The 18,546-nt window shown below is 69.1% G+C and carries 12 protein-coding genes; 7 read left to right on the forward strand and 5 right to left on the reverse strand.

Annotated elements, in window-relative coordinates; genetic code table 11:
• Window positions 1-20: 20 nt before the first annotated feature.
• Both ACWEO7_RS34790 and ACWEO7_RS34795 read right to left on the reverse strand, forming a co-directional pair.
• Window positions 21-1,004: a CobW family GTP-binding protein gene (locus tag ACWEO7_RS34790; RefSeq protein WP_452429567.1), complete on the reverse strand. Its 984-nt coding sequence runs from the start codon at window positions 1,002-1,004 to the stop codon at window positions 21-23.
• A gap of 94 nt (window positions 1,005-1,098) precedes the next feature.
• On the reverse strand, window positions 1,099-2,481 hold the full coding sequence (locus ACWEO7_RS34795; protein ID WP_452429569.1) for an N-acetylmuramoyl-L-alanine amidase: 1,383 nt from the start codon (window positions 2,479-2,481) through the stop codon (window positions 1,099-1,101).
• Between the two features lie 436 nt (window positions 2,482-2,917).
• Here ACWEO7_RS34795 and ACWEO7_RS34800 point away from each other — a divergent pair, with 436 nt between their 5' ends.
• Together ACWEO7_RS34800 and ACWEO7_RS34805 are read left to right on the forward strand one after the other, a co-directional pair.
• Window positions 2,918-3,289, forward strand: coding sequence for a hypothetical protein (locus tag ACWEO7_RS34800; RefSeq protein WP_452429571.1), 372 nt, complete (start codon window positions 2,918-2,920; stop codon window positions 3,287-3,289).
• A 103-nt stretch (window positions 3,290-3,392) separates the two neighbouring features.
• Window positions 3,393-4,142, forward strand: coding sequence for an SDR family oxidoreductase (locus ACWEO7_RS34805; protein ID WP_452429573.1), 750 nt, complete (start codon window positions 3,393-3,395; stop codon window positions 4,140-4,142).
• Between the two features lie 33 nt (window positions 4,143-4,175).
• On the opposite strand, the gene ACWEO7_RS34810 is transcribed toward ACWEO7_RS34805, so the two are convergent.
• On the reverse strand, window positions 4,176-5,033 hold the full coding sequence (locus ACWEO7_RS34810) for a cyclopropane mycolic acid synthase family methyltransferase (protein ID WP_452429574.1): 858 nt from the start codon (window positions 5,031-5,033) through the stop codon (window positions 4,176-4,178).
• A gap of 178 nt (window positions 5,034-5,211) precedes the next feature.
• Between ACWEO7_RS34810 and ACWEO7_RS34815 the strand changes: the two genes are divergently transcribed.
• Entirely contained in the window at window positions 5,212-5,613 is a 402-nt protein-coding gene (locus ACWEO7_RS34815; protein ID WP_379253300.1) for a PaaI family thioesterase, read from the forward strand.
• Here the strand turns inward: ACWEO7_RS34815 and ACWEO7_RS34820 are convergent.
• Window positions 5,588-6,157 carry a DUF6545 domain-containing protein gene (locus ACWEO7_RS34820; RefSeq protein WP_452429576.1) on the reverse strand — a complete coding sequence of 190 codons (570 nt, stop codon included), beginning with the start codon at window positions 6,155-6,157 and terminating at the stop codon, window positions 5,588-5,590. The genes ACWEO7_RS34815 and ACWEO7_RS34820 overlap by 26 nt on opposite strands.
• An 801-nt stretch (window positions 6,158-6,958) precedes the next feature.
• On the opposite strand from ACWEO7_RS34820, the gene ACWEO7_RS34825 reads away from it, so the two are divergent.
• Entirely contained in the window at window positions 6,959-7,687 is a 729-nt protein-coding gene (locus tag ACWEO7_RS34825; RefSeq protein WP_450018746.1) for a TetR/AcrR family transcriptional regulator, read from the forward strand.
• A 13-nt stretch (window positions 7,688-7,700) separates the two neighbouring features.
• Here the strand turns inward: ACWEO7_RS34825 and ACWEO7_RS34830 are convergent, their stop codons facing one another.
• Window positions 7,701-8,249, reverse strand: a complete 549-nt coding sequence (locus ACWEO7_RS34830; RefSeq protein WP_450018748.1) for an ester cyclase — start codon at window positions 8,247-8,249, stop codon at window positions 7,701-7,703.
• Window positions 8,250-8,704: 455 nt separating this feature from the next.
• Here ACWEO7_RS34830 and ACWEO7_RS34835 point away from each other — a divergent pair, with 455 nt between their 5' ends.
• Genes ACWEO7_RS34835 through ACWEO7_RS34845 form a run of 3 tightly spaced genes read left to right on the forward strand, consistent with a single transcriptional unit; the run spans window position 8,705 to window position 18,458 of the window.
• Window positions 8,705-15,028, forward strand: a complete 6,324-nt coding sequence (locus ACWEO7_RS34835) for a type I polyketide synthase (RefSeq protein WP_452429578.1) — start codon at window positions 8,705-8,707, stop codon at window positions 15,026-15,028.
• A complete protein-coding gene (locus ACWEO7_RS34840; protein ID WP_452429580.1) occupies window positions 15,025-16,449 on the forward strand; it encodes an aminotransferase class I/II-fold pyridoxal phosphate-dependent enzyme in 1,425 nt (474 codons plus the stop codon). The genes ACWEO7_RS34835 and ACWEO7_RS34840 overlap by 4 nt, the downstream gene beginning before the upstream one ends.
• Window positions 16,446-18,458 (forward strand): CRTAC1 family protein, encoded by a 2,013-nt coding sequence (locus ACWEO7_RS34845; protein WP_452429582.1) that lies wholly within the window; start codon window positions 16,446-16,448, stop codon window positions 18,456-18,458. The genes ACWEO7_RS34840 and ACWEO7_RS34845 overlap by 4 nt, the downstream gene beginning before the upstream one ends.
• Window positions 18,459-18,546: the final 88 nt, after the last annotated feature.

Below are 18,546 nucleotides of genomic sequence, written 5' to 3' on the forward strand. Positions count from 1 at the left end.
CCCGGGGACGCCGTCTCATTTCAGTCCTCGCAGGACAAGCAACAAAAGCGTTCCCCGGAGGTCCCAGCCATGAACGAAGGTAGTGCTATCAGCACCAGCTGCGCCCCCCGCGATTCGCCGCGCGACCAGCCACCCGGCTCGAAGACGATGTGGCGGCCGACCATGTGCAGGACGAATTTCCTGCGTTCGCCCGCCACTCCGAAGGCGGCGAAGCCCTTGGCCCGGAACAATCCCGGTGGCGGGTCCTCCAGGAAGCCGATCAGTTTGCGCGGGTCCAGCTCCCGGTCGCTGGCGAAGGAGACGCTGGTGTAGTCGTCGTGCAGATGGCGGTGCCCGGCGTGGTCGTGGTGCTCGTGCTCGACCAGCAGTTCGTCGAAGCTCAGTTGCTCCGCCACCAGCGGGCGGTCGCGCCGCGGTCGGTCGAACAGCAGTCCGGGATCGATCCGGCCGTGGGTGGTCGCGTACACCGGCACCGAGCCGACCAGCGCCGCGATGTCCGCACGCAGCCGTGCGAGCTGCTCGGGCGTCACCCGATCGGCCTTGTTCACCACCACCAGGTCGGCCAGCCGGACATGGGTGCGCAGCTCCGGATGCCGGGCACTGCTGTCCGGGAACTGTTCGGCGTCGACCACCTCGACCAGGCCGCCGTAGCGCAGGCGCGGATTGTCGCTGCCGATCACCATCCGGATGAGGTTGCGCGGCTCGGCCAAGCCGCTGGCCTCCACCACGATCACGTCGATTCCGGCGCGCGGCTGCGTGAGCCGGGTGAACAGCTCGTCCAGTTCGGTGACGTCGACGGCGCAGCACACGCAGCCGTTGCCGAGCGAGACCATCGCGTCGACCTGCCCGGCGACCAGCATCGAATCGATGTTGATCGCCCCGAAGTCGTTGACCACCACGCCGATCCGGGTCCCCCGATTGTTCCGCAGCAAATGATTGAGCAGCGTGGTCTTCCCCGAACCGAGAAACCCCGCGACGAGCACAACAGGAATCCGGTCAGCCATTCCGCTCACCCTAGTGCGCCGCGGGACCCGCGGGAAAAGCCGGACGCCACCCTCGCCGTGGTGAGGGTGGCGCCCGGTGGGTTCGGTGCGCGGACTATTTCGCGGGGCCCAGCAGCATGCCCGCCAGGCTGTAACCGAGGTTGATCAACTCCGTGCTGATGGCGTTGTTGTCCAGCCCGAGCATCTTCGCCAACGGCATCAGCAACTCCATGATCGAAGCGTTGCCCCCCGCGGCCCCGGGGGACTGCTGTGCGTTCGGCGTGCCCGGCGACTGGGTTCCGGAAGTACCCGGCGATTTCGGCGCCGCCGACGCACCGGGTGACTGCGGTGTCGCCGTTCCCGGAGCCGGTTTCGGCGTCGTGGTGCTGGGAACCGATTGCGCCTGCGGCACCGCCGGGGCCGCAGGGCTCTGCGGCACACCGGGAGTCGTGTAACTCTGCGGCACCGCGGGAATCACCTGGGCCTGCGGTACCGCCGGATTCGTCTGAGCCTGGGGAGCGAACGGGTTCGTCTGAGCCTCGGGAGCGAACGGGTTCGTCTGGGCCTGCGGCGTTCCCGGCGTCGGAGCCTGCGGCGTTCCCGGCGTCGGAGCCTGCGGCGTTTCCGACGCGACCGCGGGATGGTCGAACGACGCACCCTGCGGGGTGCTCTGGCCGCCCTGCTGATCCGGCGCGGCACTCGGCTGCGGTGTACCGAGCAGGTAACCCACCACGCCGGTGGTCAGCGCGATCGCGTGCTTGAGCTGCCCGTCCGGTGTCTCCAGCGACGCCGCGTCCTCGGGATTGGCGCCGTTACCCATCTCGAGGAAGACGAGCGGAACAGTGGTCAACGCGGGCCCGGCGATGTCCGCGCGGGTCTGCAGACCGTCCACCACTCCGCCGTAGTTGGCGGGCGGGAATCCCGCATCGCGATACGAGTCGCGCACCGACTTGGACGCGGCGAGTCCCGCTCCCGCCTGCACCTGATCGACGATCAGATTCGGGATGGGCAGCTCCGGGATGATCAGGTGGAATCCGCGATCCTGCGCGGGCGCGCTGTCGGCATGGATGCTCACGGCGACGTCGGCGCCGGACTGGCTTGCCGCGCGGGCCCGGTCGTCGACGCAGCCGCCCCAGTTCATGTCGTCCTGGCGGCTCAGCACGACGTGCGCGCCGAGCGTCTCCAGCGATGTCTTGACGACCTGCGCGACGTTCCAGGTGATGGTGTGCTCGGGAACGCCGTTCATCGTGGTCATGCCGGTGGTCTGGCAGTCCTTGGTGCCGCCGCGACCATCGCTGACCTGTCTGGCCAAGTCCTGGGAGTGGTTGGACCCCTGGTGGCCGGGGTCCAGGAATACGGTCTTGCCTGCGAGCTTCTTCGACATGTCCAGCGGCGACGGCGCCGCCTGCGCGCTGGCCGGAAGCAATCCGGACAGCGTTACCGTTACCGCGGCCGTGACCGCGGTGCAGATACCGGCTTTGACGATGCTTGGCTTCATAGTGCGGTCGGTGCCCCGGGACGGAGCACCCCTCCCTTCCCACTTGTAACACCAAACCCAATGGTCACTCTGGCAACGCATGTATCAGCAAAGCAAGGTGCGTGATCGAAGTGTTACAGCATGCGCGACACCCGGCGGTCAGATCCGCCCCGGCGGTTTGCGCAGAGATAGCAGAGCGTAATGCACCCGGGTCGGCGCTGTCTCGATCGGCACGCCGAAATCCGTGGCTACTTCCCGATACGTCGGGATTGCCCGGTATTTCCTCGGCGATAGCGATGTCTGTGTCGTCCACTCCAAGATCGCGGATTCCGGCACACCACCTGGTCGGTTCTGGTAATGCTTGCCGCGGAGATGCGGGGGATCTCTCGAGTCGGCCGCGACGGCGGGAGCACGACGAACGTGGACGCGGCGGGAGTACAAGTCAAGGAGAACCGGTATGCGTGCTAGCGCGCTCCTCCTCGCGGGAGCCATGAGCTCCGTGGTGACCCTGCTCGCGACGGCGACGGCGACGGCCGAACCCGCGAACACCATCTCGCAGGATGGCGTCTATTTGGTCGGTGTCGATATCGTCCCTGGTCTCTGGGAGGCGCCCGGCACGAGTGACCCCGCCTACGCGTGTGATTGGCGCCGGTTGTGGAAGGTCGAGGGCGACAACACGAACATGCAGTACATCATCGCGAACAACTACACCCGGCTCGGCCCGGTCCGGGTGCGGATCAAGCCGACCGACGTCGGGTTCAAGACCGAGAACTGCGGGCCGTGGCGGTTGCTGTCGACAGCACCGCCGACCGGCTCCTCCGGCGACTGAAGCGACGGCGGCGCACGTCGGACCGCGCCACCTCCGCCTTCGCTCCGGCCATGCGCAGATCATCGACGGACGACGTCCGACTCCGCCTTATAAGGTCAGCCGCATGTCGCGAAAAAGGATTCTGATCACCGGCGCGAGCGCGGGCCTCGGGGCCGCCATGGCGCGCGATTTCGCCGCCGAGGGCCGCGACCTCGCGCTGTGCGCCCGCAGGCTGGACGCGCTCACACAGTTGCGCGACGAGCTGGTGGCGAGTCATCCCGGAATCACCGTCGCGGTGCGCGCGCTCGACGTGGACGACCACGCGGCGGTGCCGGCCGTCTTCGGCGAACTGCGCGACGAGCTCGGCGGCTTGGACCGGGTGATCGTCAACGCCGGGATCGGCAAGGGAGCGCTGATCGGCACCGGACGGGCCGACGCGAATCTCGCGACGGCCACCACGAACTTCGTCAGCGCGCTCGCGCAGGCGGAAGCGGCGCTGGAGATCTTCCGCGCGCAGCGGGCAGGGCACCTGGTACTCGTCGCGTCGATGAGCGCGGTGCGCGGGCTGCCCGGCAAGAAGGCGGCCTATTCGGCGAGCAAGGCGGGGCTCGCCGCGCTCGGCGAGGCACTGTCCACCGAATTGGCACGCTCGCCGATCCGGGTGACCACCTTGCTGCCGGGTTTCATCGCCACCGACATGGCGGCCAAGGCGGGCGACGCGCGGATGGTCGCACCCCTGGACAAGGGCGTGGCGGCGATGGTGGCCGCCATCGAGCGGGAGCGACGCCGGGCCTGCGTCCCCGGGTGGCCGTGGCGGCTGATCGACCTCGCGCTCCCCCATCTCCCCGACGCCGTGGTGGCGCGGATGAGCTGAACCGGCCCTCGCCGGGGCCGGTCCGGGCAAGCATCACTTGACCAGCGTGAACTGCACGATATCGATGCGACCGGCGCGGAATTGCGCCGCGCACCCGGTCAGATACTTCATGTACCGCTCGTAGACCTCCTCGGATGCGAGGGCGATCGCCTCCTTCCGATGCGCCCGCAGTGCCTCGGCCCAGCAGTCGAGGGTGCGCGCGTAGTGCGGCCGCAATTCCTGCATCTTCTCCGTGCCCAACCCGGCGCGCCCGGCCAGCCGCGTGACCTCGGCGGGATGCGGCAGCTGCCCGCCGGGGAAGATCTCTCGTTTGATGAAGATCTGGAACAGCGCGTCGTCCCGGGTCACCGGGATGCCCATGCGCCGCATGTCTTTCAACGTCCATCCCACGATCGTGTGCAGCAGCATCCTGCCGTCCGGCGGCAGCATCCGGTGACACCGCTGGAAGAACGTCTCGTAGCGCGACCGCCGGAAGTGCTCGAACGCGCCGATACTGACGATCCGGTCGACTTGGCCCTCGTATTCCTCCCAACCCTGCAGCCGGACCTGCACACCGTGGATGCGCTCGCGCTCGATCTTGTCCCTGACGTAGTCGTACTGGTTGCGACTGAGCGTCAGACCCACGACCGTGGCGCCGTACGCCGTGGCGGCGCGCAGCATCGTCGACCCCCACCCGCAGCCGACGTCCAGCAGGGTCATCCCCGGCCGCAGGTCGAGCTTGCCCAGGGCCAGGTCGATCTTCGCCCGCTGCGCTTGCTCCAGCGTCATGTCCGGTCGCTCGAACCAGGCGCAGCTGTAGGTCATCGTCGGGTCGAGGAAGAGTGCGTAGAACTCGTCGGAGAGGTCGTAGTGGGCCTGCACCTGCCGATAGAACGGTTGGAGGTTGGTCATCGCGTTCTCCTGTTCATCGGGTTCATCAGCTGATACCCGTGCGCCGCCGCCGCGTTTCGCCGCACGCGGACCGATACGCAACCGATGTGCGGGTCTCCGTTGGGCAACGGCGCCGGAAGGAAGACGATTACCCACGAGGTAATCGACTCCGTGACCCGCGGCAGGCAGGATCACGGACATGATCGATGAGACGGGCACCAAGTTGTTCCACCAGACCATGCCGTTCACCGAACGCCTCGGCGTCGAGGTGCTCGCGCACGGGCCCGAGCTGGTGCGCAGCCGCCTGGCCTGGGACGAATCGCTGTGCACGCTGGGCGGCGTGCTGCACGGCGGGGTGCTGATGTCGCTGGCCGACGCCACCGGCGCGGTCTGCGCGTTTCTCAACCTGCCGGAGGGCAAGCAGGGCACCACCACGGTGGAGTCGAAGACGAACTTCCTGCGCGCGGTCCGTTCCGGATACGCCGTAGCGTCGGCGACGCCGCTGCACGCCGGACGCTCGTTCGTCGTGGTCGAGACGGTGATCCGGGACGACGCGGACAAGCTGGTCGCGAAGGTCACCCAGACCCAAGCGGTCCTCTAGCCGACGGCCGAGGGGACCCGCTCGCCCGCCGCGGCGCGGGCCACACCCGCGGACCGAGCAGTGGCCGCAGCCCGGCGTCGAAATCGGGCGCCGGGACCGGCAACCGGATCGGCGACGATCCGATCGGGGCCGCTCCCGCCTCGCGCGCGAGCGCCACGCACGCCACTTGCTGCGCGTAGTCGGTGAGCGGACATCCCGAGCCTGCCACCGCCGACGTCGGGGCGTAGCGGCCGAGTTGCAGCAGCGCGTCCTGGATCTCGACGGTCATGCGCATCAGCCGGGTCCCCGGGTCGGCCTGCTCACCGACCGCGGGCCGCAGCACGATCTCCGGCACCGCGATGGCGAGATCCCGCCACAGCGGGCGCAGCCTGCGACCGGCGCGTCCGGCCCGATCCAGTTCCGCCATCGCCAGCAACGTCTGGACCAGTGGAATCGCGACCAACGTCGCGTCGACCATCAGGCACAGGGTGACCGTCGTTTCGACCCTGACCATCTGCGCGCCCAAGCCTTGCCATCCGGTGACGACCCACACTGTCGACAGCACCAGATTGCCCCGAAAGGGTCGCCGCCCAGATCAGCGGGCCACACACCAGCTTTCCCGCCAATCCGATGCCACCGGCCCGCAGTTCATGCGCGCACATCGGCCCGCGAAGACGGCCGCGACGAAGCCGACGACCGGCCACGCGATGATTCCCGGAATCGATGCCGCCATCGGCCGACCTCCCACCCACGAAACTGTCCCTTGCGAACGATAACGTTGCCGCGTGTTCGTGACGACGCAGAACAAGAATCGGCGGCAACCGATAGCCGAGGCATGCACCGAACCGATGTCTTATTTGTCCAATTATCGACAGCACACGCCGGGCGCGGGGTGCACATCGTTTGTCACCGGCCCCAGAACTTCCGCCGCGCCGTCAGCGAATGTCACAACAGCGTGCCGAACAGCGAATTACATAAGGACACAAAACATTCGGCGGAATCGCTGTGGATGTTACGCTGTATCACATAGAGTTTCAGTGACGACACTCACCTCCGACACGCACCTCCCGGCGGGTGCGTCTGCTCTTCGTAGCCCGCGAACGCGGCTCTACCTCATGCTCTGCCCGCCCGTTCGTGCGGCAAGAACGGAGATATCTGTGCGCGATGAACCACGATCAGCTTTCCGGCCCGAGCGAATCGATGGTGCATCGATCGAAATCGACTTCGTTCCCCCGGCCCCGAGACCGGTGGCCCGCGCGGTGATCAGAACCGGGGCGTCCTCGGTCGAGCGGTACCGCCTTCCGGAAGACAGCGCACCAGTGCATCTATGCGTCACGGCGTGATGGCGCGGGGGGAAACGGAAGCGATGAGCAAGCAGACTGCCGGAACAACCGAACTAGCCGTGCGCCCGGCCGCCGGGACGGACACGATGAACACCGCGCTGCGCGATCGCCTGATCGACGCGACCGTCGAGGTGGTGTCGACAGAAGGTTTGCACGCGCTCACCGTCCGCCGCGTTTCCCGTATGTGCGGGGTCTCCACGATGGCGGTGTACTCCAACTTCGGCGGGATGCCCGGCCTGATCCGGGCGGCGGGCTCCGCAGGCTTCGCGCAACTGGCCGAGCGCATGACCGCGGCCGGGGTGAGCGACGAGCCGGTCACCGACCTGCTCGTGCTCGGCCTGGTTTTCCGCGACGAGGCCCAGCGGCGGCCGGAACTCTTCCAGCTGATGTTCGGCACCGGGACGCGCATCGACCTGAAGATCAACCGGGGCAATGTGCTCGTGGCCGGGCACGATTCGGAGTTCGAGCACTACGCGGAAACCTTCGACCACGTGGTCGGGGCGGTGCAGCGCGCGCAGGACGCCGGGCTGATCAACACTCCGGACGTGCGGTCCGCCGCGGCGCAGCTGTGGATGGGACTGTTCGGCTTCGTCCAACTGGAGATGGCCGGTCACCTGGGCGACGACGGTCTGCTCGAAGTGCTGGTGCCCGCGATCGTGAATCTGCTCGTCGGCATGGGCGCCGAGTTGGAATCCGTCGGCGCCTCGGTCCTGCTCGCGGTGGAGCGGTTCGCCACGCTGTTCGGCGAGTGAACCCCCGCCCGGATCAGAAGGGCAGCTTGGACCTGAATCGCTGGGCGCGCGCCATCGCGCGCTCGGCGGCGCTTCCGCGCGGCGGCATCAGACCCAATTGCAGCAGCATCTCCGTGAGATCCCAGGTGGCCTGGCTGCGCCAGATCAGCCCGGAACGGAACTGCCACGCGTCGATGACCAGCAGATCGAGCTTCTTGCCGGTCGGGCCGAATCCGGGCGGGTCGATGGGGCCGAGATGGGTGCCGGTCATCCGCCACGGCACCAGGGCCAGCCGGCCGTCCGCGGCGAGTACCGGCGGAAACGGGTTGGTGTAGGCGACATCCGGGAACGAGCGCACCGTGTCGGCGACGAACTTCTCCACACCCGCCCGGCCGTGCGCGGGCGCGTCCAGCGAGGGATCGTGCCAGATCGTGTCCTCGGTGACGCATTTCGCGACCGCCGCGCCGTCACCGCTGTTCCACCCCGCGATGTATTGCTCGGTGAACGCCAGCAGCCACTCCAGGCTTTCGATGGGTTCGGCCTCCGCCTCGATACGGAACTGCCCGGTGTTGTACGAATCCACGCCCATCGCCTTTCAGCCAGTGCTTTTCGACGAGCCATCGTAGCCACGAATGGACCGCGCACTCAACACCTTCCGGCGCTCCGGAGCCGGACGGTACGGAATAACATCGGAATAACGGTGTAATTCACACCGGTTCCACCGCTGGATAACTCTGTAATAACGCCAGAATAATCCCGTAATACCCCCTCTGAACTGCGTTGATGCTGAAGTCGACATTACTTGCCCAGCAATGGTTTTCGGTAACCGCCCGCACGATTCCGTATTGACCTTCGCGAATCGCCCCTCCTACCATGGGTGGACACTGACCTCCTACCGCGGAACCACTTCACCGCCGGACGACGCCACGGCCGAACAGGTTTACCGGCGCAGCGATTCCGGCTGTCTCCACGCTGATTCGACGACGCTGACGTGAAACCGTCTGCGTTTCCGAATGCCCGAGCATCAGGGGATTTTTCATGCCCAATGTAGCAATTGTCGGTATCGGCTGCCGTTTTCCGGGCGGCATCGACGGACCGGACACTTTCTGGGATCTCGTCGTGCACAAGGGCGACGGGATCGTGGAAGTACCGGCGGACCGCTGGAACCTCGCGAAGTTCTACGACCCGGACCCGGACGCGCCGGGGCGGATGTACACCAGGCATGGTGGATTCCTGACCCAGTCGCTGTGGGACTTCGACGCCGAGTTCTTCGGCATCTCCCAGCGTGAGGCGTCGATCATGGATCCGCAGCAGCGGCTGCTGCTCGAGGTCGCCTGGGAAGCGCTCGACGACGCGGGGATGGCGGGGCGGGTCGGCGGCCGCGAGGTCGGCGTGTTCGTCGGCGGCTTCATGAACGACAACGCGCTGGTGCGCAGCGGCTCGGTGGCCAGGGCCTCGATCAACAGCCACAGCCCGACCAGCTCGTCGCACACGCTGCTGTCGGCCCGCATCGCGTTCCTGCTGGATCTGCTCGGGCCCACCATGACCATCGACACCGCCTGCTCCTCCTCCTTGGTCGCGCTGCACCAGGCGGTGCTGGCGCTGGAGTCGGGCGAGTGCGAGACGGCGATCGTCGGCGGCGCCAACGCGATGCTGCGACCCGAGGCGTTCATCTCCATGTGCAAGGGCCGGTTCCTCGCGGTCGACGGCCGGTGCAAGTCCTTCGACGCGGCCGCCGACGGCTACGGGCGCGGTGAGGGCGCCGGCGCCGTAGTGCTGAAGACGCTGGACGCGGCGGTCCGCGACCGCGACCGGATCTACGCGGTGGTGCGCGGCAGCGGCGTGAACCAGGACGGCCGCACACTGGCCATCCCGGTGCCCAACCCGGCCGCGCAGGAGGCGCTGGCCCGGCGGGTGCACCGGCTGGCGGGCATCGACGCGCACGACGTCCGCTATGTGGAGGCGCACGGCACCGGCACGCCGGTCGGCGACCCGCTCGAATTGGCCGCCCTCGGCGCGGTGTACGGCGCGGTCGAGGGCCGCGACGAACCGCTGCCGGTCGGCTCGGTGAAGAACAACATCGGCCACACCGAGGCCGCCGCGGGCGTCGCGGGTCTCATCAAGGCCGCGCTGACGCTGCACCACGGCGTCATCGCACCGCAACTGCGGCTGGACAACCCGAACCCGGAGATCCGGTTCGACGAACTGCGGGTGCGCATTCCGCTGGAGACCGAACCGCTGCCCAACGACGACGGCCGGGCCGCGGTGGCGGTCAACAGCTTCGGCTACGGCGGCACCAATGCCCATGCGGTCCTCACCCGTGCGCCGGAAGCGCCCGCGCAGGAGCGGACGCGCGGGCCGATCACGGTGCTGCCGCTGTCGGCCCGCAACGAGACCGCGTTGCGCACGATGGCCACCCAGGTACACGACCTGACCGAGACCATCCCCGCGGACGCGGTGACCGAGGCGGCGTGGACGCGGCGGGCGCACCATCCGATCCGCGCGGCGTTCGCCTACCGCGACACCGACGATCTACGCGCGCAGCTGGCCGATTTCGCCGCGGGCGCGAGCAAGTCACCCGCCCGCGCGCTCACCGACGGCTCCACCCAGCCGGTGTTCGTGTTCAGCGGCATGGGCCCGCAGTGGTGGGGCATGGCGCGTGGCCTGCTCGAGGCCGACGGGCATTTCGCCGCCGCCGCGCGGTCGATCGACGAAATCTTCCAGGACATCGCGGGCTGGTCGATCGTCGAGGAGCTGCTACGCCCCGAGGCGGAGTCGCAGATCACCAGAACCGCGTACGCGCAGCCGGCGAACTTCCTGGTCCAAGCCGCGCTCCTGGCCGAATTCGCCGAACTCGGCATCCACCCCGCCGCGGTGGTCGGCCACAGCGTCGGCGAGGTGGCCTCGGCCTACGCCTCGGGCTCGCTGTCGCTGCACGACGCGCTGCTGGTGAGCTATCACCGCGCCCGGTTGCAGGCCACCACCGCGGGCACCGGCGGCATGCTCGCTGTCGGCCTGTCGGAAGACCAACTGCGCGAGCGGCTCGCGGGCGTGGCGGGCGTCTGCGTCGCGGCGATCAACAGCCACTCCGCGGCGACGCTGTCCGGCGACTCGGCCGAATTGGACCGTATTCGGGAGGAACTCACCGCAGAAGGCGTCTTCGCCAGGGCGCTGCGCGTCGAGGTGCCCTACCACAGCCACCTGATGGACCCCATCCTCGGCGAACTCACCACCGTGCTCGCCGGACTCGCGCCACGACCCGCGCGGGTGCCGATCTGGTCCACCGTCACCGGCGGGGAACTGTCCGGCCCCGACTGGGACGCCGAGTACTGGTGCCGCAACGTGCGCGAGCCGGTGCGGTTCGGCGCGGCCGTGGACAGCCTGCTCGACGCAGGCCACCGGGTCTTCCTCGAGGTGGGACCGCACCCGGTGCTCAGCGGCAACATCAAGGAGGCGTTCGTGCGCCGCGGCCTGGACGGCGCGGCGATCAGCACCCTGTCCCGCAACGCCGACGACCGCGACAACCTGCTGCGCGCGGTCGGCGAGCTGTACCAGACGGGCGGCTTGGACACGGCGCACGCGCCGGGCGCGACGGAAACGCCTGTGGCGCATCTGGATCTGCCTCGCTACCCGTGGCAGCGCCGCACGCTGTGGACCGAGGACCCCGCGATCGAGGCGGACCGCGTCGGCGCTGTCGACGGCTACGTCATGCTCGGCCAGCGCACCGCGGCGTCCGCGCCGGAGTGGGAAGTCGAGTTGTCGGTGGCCGCGCTGCCGTGGCTGCCCGATCACGTGGTGGACGGGTCCGTCGTGCTGCCGGGCGCGGCCTATCTGGACGCCGCGCTCAGCGCCGTCGCGGTGCGGACCGGTCGCGCCGGCTTCGGGCTGGAGTCGGTCCAGTTCGTCGCGCCGCTGGTGATCGGCCAGCACGACGTGCCGGTCTTGCGTCTCACCGTCGAGGAGACCACCCACAGGTTCACCCTGCGTTCGCGCGCCGCCACCGCGACCACCTGGACGGTCAACGCGTACGGCAGGCTGATCGAGGCGGACGTCGACGCGCGCTCCGTCGACCTCACCCCGGCGGCCGACGCGGTGGAGGTGTCCGCGGCGACGCTCTACGACGGCCTGGCCGCGCACGGCCTCGCCTACGGACCGAGCTTCCGGCTGATCACCGCCGCCAGCGTGGGTTCCGACTCCGTGCTGGCCCGGCTGGATCTCACGCCGCTGGCCGGGAGCGCGCCGAGCCTGCCGCATCTGGCCCATCCCGCGGCGGTCGACGCCGCGCTGCAATGTTTCGCGGCGCTGTACGCGCAGACCGCGCACGGCGCGAGCGTCGTGGTGCCGTCCTCGGTCGACGGGGTCCGCTGGACCGGCCCGCTGCCCGAGCAGGCCGTCGTGCTGGTCCGCCGCGTGGACGGTGACCCACTGTGCGCGGACATCACCGTCGCTTCGCCGGAAGGTGCGGTGGCACTGCATCTTTCGGGTGTGCGATTTGCCGCTCTCGGGGGCGATCCGGATCTGCACGAGCAGCTCGACGGGCTGTTCTACGAGCCGGTGTGGTCCATCGTCGACGACACCGTGACCGCCGACGAACCCGCGGGCGGGGAGGAGTTCCTGCTCGTGGTCAGCCTGGGCAGCACCGTCTCCCAGCGCGCGAAGGAGATCGCCAGCGCGCGAGCCTCGGCGGAGATCCTTACCCTGGAACCGGAGGAGACCGACGCCTCCGATCGTGTCCTCGCCGCCCTGCGCGCCGCGCAGGAGCGGCCCGGCGTGACGCGCGGTCGCCTCGTCGTGGTGTCCGGCGCCGAACTGGACGCGGTGCCCAACGCCTACGGGCTCGCCCAGGTCGCCAAAGCGGTCGGCGAACTGGTGGTCGGCGAGGAGGACGACGACGCCCCGGTGACCGAGGTGCGCGCGGTGGTGGTCACCGAGCAGGCGTTCTGCCTGCCGATCGACACCTTCGCCCATCCCGCGCAGGCCGCGCTCACCGGCGCCAGGCGCACGCTGCGCAACGAGCAGCCCGCGGTGCAATGGCGACTGGTCGACACCGAATCCACCACGCGCGCCGCGGACATCGTCGAGCAGGTGTTCGGCGACGGACGAGCCGACGAGGTCGCCTTGCGGGCGGGCGCGTGCTGGGCGCTGCATCTGCGCAAGTCCCTGCGCGACCATCTGGCGGTCTGGGACGAGGCCGCGCCGCTGACCGACCCAGAAAGTTCGTTCCGCCTGGAGATTCCGCGCTCACGACTGCTGTCGGACCTGGCGTGGCGCGCGGTCGATCGCGTGCCGCCGGGGCCGGGCGAGGTCGAGATCCGGATGGACGCGGTGGGCCTGAACTACAAGGACGCGCTCAAGGTGCTCGGTGTGCTCACCGAAAAGGAGCTGGCCGGCACGTATTTCGGCACCGACCTGGGTATGGACGGTTTCGGCGTGGTCGAGCGCGTCGGCCCCGGGGTGACCGAGGTCACCGTCGGGGACGAGATGTCGGTGTGTGCCAGGGACCTGGTTCGCAGGCACGTCACCCTCCGGCCCGACGAGGGCGCCACGATGCCACTCGACTACCCGGATACCGAGCTCGACCCGTGCCACTCCAGCTCGGTACTGCCCTTCCTCACCGCCGAATTCGCCTTCGGCGAGCTCGCGCACCTGCAACCGGGTGAGACGGTGCTGATCCACGGCGCGGCGGGCGGCATGGGCATGGCCGCGGTCCAAGTGGCGGTGCGCCTCGGTGCGCGGGTGATCGCGACGGCGGGCTCGGAAGAGCGCCGAGCGGTGGCCGCGGCGGCGGGGGCCCACGAGGTGGTCAACTCGCGTTCGATCAGTTTCGTCGACGACGTGCTCGGCCTGACCGCAGGACGTGGCGTCGACGTGGTCTACAACTCCTCCCCCGGCGAGATCCTTCAGCAGAACCTGCGGGCGGCCGCCGAATTCGGGCGGATCATCGAGATCGGCAAGGCCGACATCTACGGCGGTGGCGCGATCGACCTGCGCCCCTTCGACCGGAACCTGTCGTTCTTCGCCGTGGACATGGACCGCGCCCTGGCCGTGCGCCCCGAACTGGTCCGCCGCGCGGCGCGACGGGCGATGGACGCGCTGAACGACGGCACCTACGAGTACCTGCCGTACACCGCGTTCCCGCTCACGTCGACCGCCGAGGCGTTCGAGACCGTGGTGCGGTCCAAGCAGATCGGCCGGGTCGTGCTCGATCTGCGGGAGCCGGAACCGACCGTGCTGGCCAAGCGGCCGAGTCTGCCGATCGACCCCGCGGCCAGCTACCTGGTGACCGGCGGCTTCGGCGCGTTCGGCCTGGCCACCGCGCGCTGGCTGGTGCGGATCGGCGCGCGGCGCGTGGTGCTGGCCGGACGCAGCGGCGCGACCGGTGACGCGGCCCGCGCCGCGGTCGCCGAGCTCACCGCCACGGGCGTCGAGGTCGTCGAGGAGCGTCTCGACATGGCCGACTACGACGCCGTCGCCGCGCTGGTCGAACGCATTCAGGCCAGCGGACATCCCCTGCGCGGGGTGTTCCACGCGGCCGGCGTGGTGAACAACCTCGAGGTCCCGCAGATCACCGCCGAGTCGCTGGCGGAGATCTTCGGGCCCAAGGTCGCCGGTGCGGTCAACCTGGACACCGCCGTCACCGCAGCCGACATCGACCTCGACATGTTCGTGCTGTTCTCCTCGGCGAGCAGCATCGTCGGCATCTCGCCCCAATTCGGTTACGCGGCGGCGAATTCCGTGCTGGACATGATCGCGTCCGCCCGCCGGGCCCGCGGCGCCGCCGCACTCGCGGTGAACTGGGGCTTCATGAGCGGGGGCGGCGGCATGGCCGATTACGAGGCGGTCAGCCGATACGCGGAGATGACCGGTTACCGCTCGGTGGACATGGACGTGGCCACCGATCTGCTGGGCGAGTGCCTGCGGCTGAACCTGCCGCAGATCGTGCTGTTCGACGTGGACTGGAGCCAGTGGGCGCTGGCGCATCGCCCGTCCACCCGCACACCGCGTTTCGCCGACCAGGTGGCGGCCGCGGGCGGCGGGGCGTCGGGCGCGGGCGCGCTGCGGGCGGAGATCCTCCAACTGGGGGTGGAGCAGCGCGGCGAGGTGGTGGCCTACCTGCTCGCCGAGCAGCTGGCCGCGGTACTCGGCGTCGACGCCGAGACGATCGACCTGAACACCCCGCTGCCCGAGCTCGGCATGGATTCGCTGATGGGCATGGAGTTCGGCGCCCGCGTGGTGCAAGTGCTCGGCACCCAGCTGTCGGTGCTCGCCGTGATCGGACTGACGTTGCGCGGGCTCGGCGCGCGAATTGCCGAGCAGATTGCCCAAGAAGAAGAACGCGCGGCGAGGAGCGAGGACGAATGACCGGCAACAACAGGGAACTGGCCCGCGCACTGCTGGCCAGGCACGCCAACGGCGAGAACACCGCCCCGGCGACCGGCAACGGCGCGCGAGCCGCGGACGGCCCCGCCGCCCCTACCGCGGCGACCGGCAACGGCAACAGCGCGTCGCGCGGAGTCGCGCACACGTCGTTCCGTGACCACCCCGGCGTGCTCGAGGCCGCGCAGCGGTTCGGCCGGTTCGACGCCTGGGTGAGCGAGGTCGGTCTGGTCAACCCGTACTACCTGCCGCACGAGGGCATCAGCGGCGCGGTGACCCGGATGGCAGATCGGGACGTGGTGAACTTCAGCAGCTTCGGCTACCTGGACCTGGCCGCCGACCCCCGGGTACGACAGGCCGCCAAGGACGCGATCGATCAGTACGGCACCTCCGCCGCCGCGGTCCGGATCGTGGCGGGCGAGCTGCCGATCTATCGCGAACTGGAAGCCGAGATCGCGCGCATCTACGACACCGAGGCGGCGCTGGTGACCGCGAGCGGCTACCTCACCAACGCCGCCGCGGTCGGATTCCTGCTCGGCAAGCGCGATCTCGCGGTCTGTGACGCGCTGATCCACCACAGCGTGGTCTCCGGCACGGAGTGGTCGCGCTGCAAGCGAGTTTCCTTCCGGCACAACGATCCGGAGTCGCTCGAGACGATCCTCAAGATGTCGCGGCGCAGCTTCGACCGGGCCATGGTGATCATCGAGGGCCTCTACAGCATGGACGGCGACGTGGTCCGGTTGCCCGAGATCATCGAGGTGGCCCGGCGCTACGACTGCTCGATCATGATCGACGAGGCGCATTCGTTCGGCACCCTCGGCGCCACCGGACACGGTGTGCGCGAGCTGTTCGACCTGCCCGGCGACGCCGTGGACGTCTGGATGGGCACCCTGTCCAAAGCGCTCGGCAGCGTCGGCGGCTACCTCGCGGGCAACCGGGAACTGGTCAACGGATTCAAGTACGTCGCGGGCGGTTTGAGCATGTACACCGCCGCCCCGGCCCCGTCGGCGATCGGCGCCGCCCTGGCCGGGCTCGGGGTCCTGCGCGACGAGCCCGAACGCGTGACGCGGCTGCGGCACAACAGCGAGTACTTCCACCGCCGCGCCAAGGACTACGGCTTCGACATCGGCACGTCGGAGGGTTCGCCGATCATCCCGGTGATGACCGGCGCCGACGAACCGGCCGTGCTGGCGGCATTGGCCATGTTGCAACGCGACTTCAGCGTGAACGCCATCACCCACCCGGTCGTCCCGGCGGGAGAGGCCAGGCTGCGGTTCTTCATCAACTGCAGGCACACCGAGCAGCAAATGGACCAGGCGCTGGCCACGCTGCGCGAGGTGCTCGACGGACTCGCGGACACCGCGGGACAGCAATTCACACTCGCCCATGAGGAGCAGCACTCGTGAAAATTCCCATCAATCGATCCCTCCTCCGAAAGGCGGTGGTGCCCGGGGTGGCGCTGCTGCTGATGGGCTCGCTGTTCATTCCCGCACGGTCGGCGCTGCTGCCCACCTACGACGAGGCGGGCGGCCCCATCGCGAGCAAGTTCGACTTCACCGCGATGCCGATCGCGCTGCCCAAGGGCCTGCCGACCGACCGCAAGATCCGCGAGCTGCGCGAGCCGTACAAGCACCTGTCGGCCTGGATCTCCTCGGTCGGCGCGGCCATCGCGATGAACGACTTCGACGGCAACCGGCTGGCCGACGACCTGTGCGTGGTCGATCCCCGCTCCGACACGGCCTTCATCACGCCGACGCCGGACAGCAACACCGCCCGGTACGAGCCCTTCGTGCTCGATCCTCGGCCGCTGCCCGCCGACTCCTCCACGGTTCCGTCCGGCTGCATCCCGGGCGACTTCAACGGTGACGGCCGCATGGACGCGCTGGTGTCCTACTACGGCCGCACGCCGATCCTCTACTTGCAGCGCGCCAACGCGACCCACCTGGACGCCAAGGCGTTCCGCCCGGTCGACATCGTGCCGTCTCCGAACACCCCGGACGGGCACTACGAGGGCCAGCGCTGGATCACCGCGGCGGTCTCGGTGTCCGACTTCGACGGCGACGGCAAGCCGGACATCTACCTGGGCCAGTACTTCAACGACATGGACGTGCTCTCCAAGGACGGCCAGCTCGCGCTGTGGATGACCGACTCGCTGTCCAACGCGCGCAACGGCGGCAAAGATCGCATCTTCACCCTCGCCTCCGCCAAATCGGGTGACGAGCCGACCGCCGAGTACCGCGAGGTGGCCAACCCGTTCCCGATCGGCATGGACACCGGATGGGCGCTGGCCGCCGCCGCGGCCGACCTGAACGGCGATCAGCTTCCCGAGCTGTACGTGGCCAACGACTTCGGGCGCGACCGCCTGTTCGTCAACAAGTCCACACCGGGCCAGATCCGCTTCGGCTACGCCGAGGGCGAGCGCGGCATCACCGAGCCGAAGTCCTATGTGATGGGCCATGATTCGGACAAGGGCATGGCGGCCGACTTCGGCGACCTGAACGGCGACGGCATGCCCGACCTGTTCGTCAGCAACATCGCCGTGCGCTTCGCGCTCATGGAAGGCCACTTCGCGTTCTACAACACGGCCAAAGACACCGCCGACGCGGCACGGCAACTGGCCGAGGGCGTCGCGCCGTTCAAGAACCGCGCCACGGACGTCGGGCTGGCCTGGGAGACCTGGGGCTGGGACGCCAAGATCGATGACTTCGACAACGACGGCCGCAACGAGCTGATCCAGGCGACCGGCATGATCAAGGGCGAGACCAACCGGTGGCCGCAGATCCAGGAACTCGGCACCATGAACGACGACCTGACCAGGTACCCCTGGGCCTGGCCGATCATCGGCTCGGACGCCGATCTGGCGGGCAGCAATCCGGTCGGCTTCTTCAGCCGCGGTGACGACGGCAAGTTCGCCAACCTCACCCACGCGCTCGGCATGGACACCCCGGTGCCCTCGCGGGGCATCGCGGTCGGCGACACCTCCGGCAACGGCGCGCTCAGCTTCGCCGTCGCCCGCCAGTGGGGCGACCCGACCTTCTACCACAACAACAAGGCGAAGGGCGGCCAGTTCCTCGGCCTGAAGCTGTTCAAACAGGCTTGGGAGGGCAACGCGGCCACGACCACCGTCGCCGGTCTGCCCCCGCAGGGCGTTCCGGCGGTGGACGCCCAGGTCGAGGTCCGCACCCCGGACGGCCGGTTGCTCACCAGCCACCTCGACGGCGGCAGCGGGCACACCGGCAAGCGGGCCACCGAGGTGCACATCGGCCTGGGCGAGGTCGATCCGGCCGCCCCGTTGAACGTCACGCTCCGCTGGCGGGAGACCAACGGCACCCCGCACGATCAATCCCTCCAGCTCGCGCCGGGCTGGCACACCGTGAACCTCGCCTCGGACGCGCAGGAGGTCAAGCAGCGATGAGACACCTTCTGTCAACCTCAGGCGGCGAGTACGCGTTGGCGGTTGCTGACGTGGGTTTCTTCGTTGTAGGCGGTGCCGCGGGTCAGGC

This window comes from Nocardia sp. NPDC004260 (assembly GCF_053603155.1).

What these genes read in the sequence shown, in the direction of transcription:
- ACWEO7_RS34835 (WP_452429578.1), top strand. Translation starts at nt 8,705, where the DNA reads ATGCCCAATGTAGCAATTGTCGGTATCGGCTGCCGTTTTCCGGGCGGC.
- ACWEO7_RS34810 (WP_452429574.1), bottom strand. Translation starts at nt 5,033, where the DNA reads ATGACCAACCTCCAACCGTTCTATCGGCAGGTGCAGGCCCACTACGAC.
- ACWEO7_RS34825 (WP_450018746.1), top strand. Translation starts at nt 6,959, where the DNA reads ATGAGCAAGCAGACTGCCGGAACAACCGAACTAGCCGTGCGCCCGGCC.
- ACWEO7_RS34795 (WP_452429569.1), bottom strand. Translation starts at nt 2,481, where the DNA reads ATGAAGCCAAGCATCGTCAAAGCCGGTATCTGCACCGCGGTCACGGCC.
- ACWEO7_RS34840 (WP_452429580.1), top strand. Translation starts at nt 15,025, where the DNA reads ATGACCGGCAACAACAGGGAACTGGCCCGCGCACTGCTGGCCAGGCAC.
- ACWEO7_RS34790 (WP_452429567.1), bottom strand. Translation starts at nt 1,004, where the DNA reads ATGGCTGACCGGATTCCTGTTGTGCTCGTCGCGGGGTTTCTCGGTTCG.
- ACWEO7_RS34800 (WP_452429571.1), top strand. Translation starts at nt 2,918, where the DNA reads ATGCGTGCTAGCGCGCTCCTCCTCGCGGGAGCCATGAGCTCCGTGGTG.
- ACWEO7_RS34805 (WP_452429573.1), top strand. Translation starts at nt 3,393, where the DNA reads ATGTCGCGAAAAAGGATTCTGATCACCGGCGCGAGCGCGGGCCTCGGG.
- ACWEO7_RS34815 (WP_379253300.1), top strand. Translation starts at nt 5,212, where the DNA reads ATGATCGATGAGACGGGCACCAAGTTGTTCCACCAGACCATGCCGTTC.